The following is a 5117-nucleotide window of genomic DNA, read 5'->3' on the forward strand; positions in this document are numbered from 1 at the left end:
CGCCTCGCTTCCAAACCATCCGGTCCGTCGCTGCGGTGACAGCCATCTAGGTCAGACACTCACACCCGTCAACACGAAAATGCAGGGCCGTGCACTTTTTGCCAAAAAGTTCCGCCGCCCCACAAAAAACGGGCCCCGCCGCAGCGGAGCCCGTGTCCTTGTCACCCGGAACGGACCGGCCGGCTCAGTCGAAGCTGTAGCGCACGCCGACCGCGAAGGTGCGGCTGAGCAGCGTCGTCGCCAGGTTGAACTGGTCCTGGTTCCCGGCATCCTGGAACTTGTAATAGGTCTGCTGCTTCGAGTTGGTCAGGTTCACCGCATCGAAGGTCAGCCCCAGCCGCGGCGTGATGCTCGCGGTCAACTGGAAGTCGAGGCTCGACTCCGGCCGCCGCCACACGCCGATCGGGCCTGCGAACAGCCGCGCCTCGTTGTTCGCCAGGAACGCCTTGCGCCACACATAGGACAGTCGCGCCCCGATCGGCCCGCGCTCATAGGCGGCAGTCACATTGTACGAGAAGTCCGACACGCCGAAGAAGGACGATTCATCCTGCCCCGTGACGGTGCCGTTCAGATCGACCTGCGGAATATTCTGCCGCGAGTCGAGCACCGTCAGGCTGCCGACGAAACCCAGCCCGTTCAGCACACCCGGCAGATAGCTGGGGAAGTAGGTCAGCCCCAGTTCCGCCCCCTTCAGCACGCCGTTCGACGCGTTCTCGGGCCGCGTCACCAGGAAGCGGTTGGTGTTCAGCCCGGTATTCTCGACATTCACCAGCGAGGTGATCGGCACGACCAGCCCGTCGATCTCACGCCGGAACAGTGTGCCGTAGATCACGCTGTTGCGCTCGAAATACCATTCCAGCGCCACGTCGTAATTCTTCGACACGGTCGAGCGCAGGTTCACATTGCCGCCACTGCCCGTGCCATAGCCGACATTGGTCAGGTCGCCGGTCAACTGGTAGTTGGGGTTCAGGTCCGCAAAGCCCGGCCGGCGCAGCGTCTGACCATAATTGAACCGCGCACGGAAATTGTTCGTGATGTCGTAGCGCAGCGTCACCGCGGGCAGGAAGCGGTTCGTCGCCTGCGACCCCGCCGTGGTCAGCAGCGGCACCGCATAGCGGTCGGTAAAGGTGAAGTCGGTATCGACGTCGACATAGCGCACGCCCGCCTGGATCGCGAAGGGCCGGCCGAAGATCGAAACCTCGGCATCCGCCTGCGCATAGGCGGCCATGGTGATCTCGTTGATGTCGAACACCTGCGTCAGCGCGAGTTGATCCGACAGCCTGAGATTGCCGACGTTGCGCGCACGGTACAGCGACCGGATCGCGTCGGCATTCTTGTACAGATAGCTGCCGTTGACGTTTAGCCACGAGGTCGGCACGTCCGCCCGCCCGTCGAAGAAGCCGCCATTCGTCGTCTGCAACCCGCGATCGAGCGTCGCAAAGTTTACGTCCAGCACGCCCGCATCCTGCGTCCGCACCGAATCCGCCGCCTTGCGATCGTCATAGCGCAGGCCCGCCTTGACCTTGCGGAGGAACCCCTCGTCCCAAGTATAATCGGCATCCACCTGGAAGGTGATCGCCGAGCCCTTGGAACGGTTGGCATTGTCGTAGAACTCCGCGACCCGCCACTGTGCCGGGTCGAGCAGCAGCGCATTGTCGTTGAAATTGTACGAGGGAATGCCGCCGCCGGCGTTGAAGTCGACGTCGATCTGCCGGGCGACCCGGTCCAGCCGCATCGCCATGAACTGCGTGTCGAACCGGCTGGTCTGGTAGGACAGGTCGGCCACGATCTTGCCGCGCTCGCCCACGTCCCACTTGCCGTTCAGTGCATAGACGAAGCTGTCGGTCTTGCTGCGCGTGTAATCGCCCGAGTTGAAGCCGAAGACGTCGCCCACCGCCCGCGTCTTCACCAGATTGGTGCCGTCATACAGCCCCACCGTCGACAACGGGTTGGTGCCGAGATTGCCCCACCAGTCGACGAACGAGAACATCAGGCTGTTATAGGTATTCGCCTTGTACTGGTTCCAGAAGAACTCGAACGTGTATTCCGAACTGGAATTGGGCGCCCACTGGATCGCCGCGTTGACCGCCGGGCGTTCCCGCTGGCCGGTCAGGTCGGAGCTGAACACCGCATCGCGCGACAGATAATAGGGCGTCTGCTGACCGTTGACGAGCAGCGTCGATCCGGGCGCCGTCGCCAGACCGCGATCGGTGCCCGGCTGCCACAGCGCCTGGCCGGGTGCCCGACAGTCGCCGGGCTGGATACGCTCCAGCACCACCCAGCCGTTCGGGTTGGAGGGGGTACAAGTGTTCGCCGCCCCGCTGCCCGGAATGGTGGTCGCAGCGAACGGCACCAGCGCACCCGCCGTCACCGTCATGTCGCGGTACTTGGTGCGCGCATAGCTGCCGTTCACCAGCACGCCGACATCGCCGATCCCCGTTTCCCAGCGATCGCTGACCAGCACGGAGACGTTCGGATTGAACGTGTCCGCCTGCTCGTTGTAGATGCCACGTGCGACGCCCGAGATCGCGAAGCCGTCAAAATCGAACGGCCGCCGCGTGAACACGTCGATCTGGCCGGCAAGCCCGGTCTCGATCTGCTCGGCCGCGCGCGTCTTGTACACGTCGATCCGCTTGACGAGGTTCGCCGGGATATCCTGCAACGCGAACGAACGGCCGGACGCGGTAAAGATGTTGCGGCCATTCATCGTGGTCAGCGCGTCGTTCAGGCCGCGGATCGAGATGCCCGCCGCCTCGCCACCGGTGCGGTTCGTCACCTGCACGCCGGTCACACGCTGCAACGCCTCGATGACGTTGTTGTCGGGCAGCTTGCCGACATCTTCCGCCACGATCGAATCGACGATCTGCGTCGCGTCGCGCTTCACGTTGATCGCGCCGATGATGCTGCCGCGCACGCCGGTGACGACGATATCGTCTTCGGGGGCGGCCGCCGGCGCCTGATCGGCGGTGACGGCATCGCCTTCCTGGCGTGCGACCGTGCCGTCCGATGCCTGTTCGGGCAGATCCTGTGGAATGCCGCCGCTATTGGGGGCGGTCTGCGCCCAGGTCGGCTGAGCCAGCATCAGCGATACCAGCGATGCAGAACCGAGAATGAATGGCTTGAATGCCATGGATATAACCCCTCCAAGGCCAGCTTCTTCCAGCCGGCATTACTCGGACAGCGGATTATGGCGAAGCGGGCAGTGGCGCAAGCGCGTTTATACGACCTTTCGTATAATCGGTCTGCAATAGGCCATCTACAAAGCTGCCATAGCTTGTGTTTTTGGAAGCCTCCGGACGCCCGGAACGACGGCCACCGCCAGATCGGGTATGGCCCTGCCCTCCCTTCACCGGGTTAAGTCTGACTAGAGCGAACCGCGATCAGGATCGTGTGACCCCCGAGCCGCCCCCCAAGGAAATCGGGGCGCAATCGCCCAAAAAAAACGCCTTGCTCCGGCAAAGGGCGCGCGCACCGATCCCCTTCAGGAAAGGGATGAGCAAAGCTGATCGCCCTCACCCGGTGGGCGCGCCGGGTAAACAGCGCCCCGCGCTGTTTAGGCCATGCCGGGGGCATGGCCGGCCCGTCGCGGGAGGGAGCGGCGCAGCCGCGGAAGGGTGAGGGTGACCAAAGGTGATCGAAGTCGGACAGCCGAAACCCCGCAGGGGTCCATGCACCGAATCTGCACCGCGCCTCCATGCGAAGCACACCCCAGCCCGCATCCGTCCTCCACGGCGCATCGTCAGACCAGCGGCTGATCGTCATCACCGGAGGATAGTCATGCCACCCACCCTGCCCCGTCGACCATCGTTCCATCGCCGCACCTTTGCCGCCAAGCTCGCCGGCGCCGCTCTGCTCGTCATCCTCGCGCATCAGCTCTTCTATGGCCGGGAGCCGGGATGGACGCTCGGCGCGTTCGCGTTCGGCTGGTGCGTGCTGCTCGGCGCCGCCGTCCCGGCGATGCGCCGCGCGGCGCCCGCCACGCTGCTCGCCCTCGCCGCGCTGTTCGCCCTCGTGCTGGTCGATGATCCCAATCCGCTGGGATGGCTGCTCTTCTGGGGGGCGATCAGTTCCGCCGCGCTGGTGCTGCGCCGCCGCTTCCGCGATGCCGCAGGCTGGGCGCTCGATCTCGCATTGCACGCGCTCGCCAGCATCACCCGTCCGTTTCGCGACGCTGCGCGCCTGCTCGGCTCGGCGCACCGCGACGGCAGCGATCGCGAGGATGCGGATCACTGCGCCGCGATCGCTGCTCGGCAGCGTGCTGTTCCTGGCGCTGTTCGGCATGGCCAATCCGCTGGTCGGCACGGCGCTGGGCGCGATCCTGCCCACGTCCCTCTGGGACGTTGCCGGCCGCCTGATCTTTTCCGCCATCGTCTTCGCCCTGATCTGGCCCAGCTTCCGTCCGCATGTCCATGCCGCCATCCCGCTGCCCTCCTTCACGCACGGTACCGCCCTGCCCGGCCTGTCCACGGCAAGCCTGATGCTGTCGCTCACCGCGTTCAACGCCGTGTTCGCGCTCCAAAACGGGCTCGACCTCGTCTTCCTGTGGAGCGGCGCCCCCCTTCCCGATGGGGTGACGCTGGCCGAATATGCCCATCGCGGCGCCTATCTGCTGATCGTCACCGCGCTTCTCGCCGGGCTGTTCGTGCTCGTCGCGCTCGCACCGGACAGCGCAGGCGCGCGGCGGCCCGCGGTGCGCCGCCTGCTCGTCCTGTGGCTGGCGCAGAACGTGCTGCTCGTCGCATCCAGCATGATCCGGCTGTTCGACTATATTCTCGCTTATTCGCTGACTGAATTGCGCCTTGCCGCGCTCGCCTGGATGGCGCTGGTCGCCACCGGCCTCGTACTGATCGGGTGGCGCCTGCTTGCGGGCCGCAGCGCGCGCTGGCTCGTCAACGCCAATGCGCTTGCCGCGTTGGTCACGCTGGTCGCCGCCGACGTGATCGATCTCGGCGCGGTCGCCGCCCGCTGGAACGTCGACCATGCCCGGCGCGCAGACCAGCTCGACCTGTGCTATCTTGCTCGCCTCGGCCCCTCCGCGCTCCTGCCGCTGATCGACCTCGAACACCGCGCCGCCCCGATCCTGCGTGACCGGACGCGCTATCTCCGCCTTGAGCTCC

3 protein-coding genes are annotated in these 5117 nt (G+C 65.6%); 1 reads left to right on the plus strand and 2 read right to left on the minus strand.

Features of this window, described 5'->3' with window-relative positions:
* Positions 1-184 precede the first annotated feature (184 nt).
* Together Q0U08_RS17600 and Q0U08_RS17605 are read right to left on the minus strand one after the other, a co-directional pair.
* Positions 185-3130 (minus strand): TonB-dependent receptor, encoded by a 2946-nt coding sequence (locus Q0U08_RS17600; protein WP_298092931.1) that lies wholly within the window; start codon positions 3128-3130, stop codon positions 185-187.
* Between the two features lie 224 nt (positions 3131-3354).
* On the minus strand, positions 3355-4230 hold the full coding sequence (locus Q0U08_RS17605; RefSeq protein WP_298092933.1) for a hypothetical protein: 876 nt from the start codon (positions 4228-4230) through the stop codon (positions 3355-3357).
* Here Q0U08_RS17605 and Q0U08_RS17610 point away from each other — a divergent pair.
* Positions 4220-5117, plus strand: an 898-nt coding sequence (locus tag Q0U08_RS17610; protein ID WP_298092935.1) for a DUF4173 domain-containing protein, incomplete at its 3' end; no start/stop codon positions are given. The two genes, Q0U08_RS17605 and Q0U08_RS17610, sit on opposite strands and share 11 nt — an antisense overlap.

This window comes from uncultured Sphingomonas sp., from assembly GCF_946477935.1.
Taxonomy (GTDB): domain Bacteria; phylum Pseudomonadota; class Alphaproteobacteria; order Sphingomonadales; family Sphingomonadaceae; genus Sphingomonas.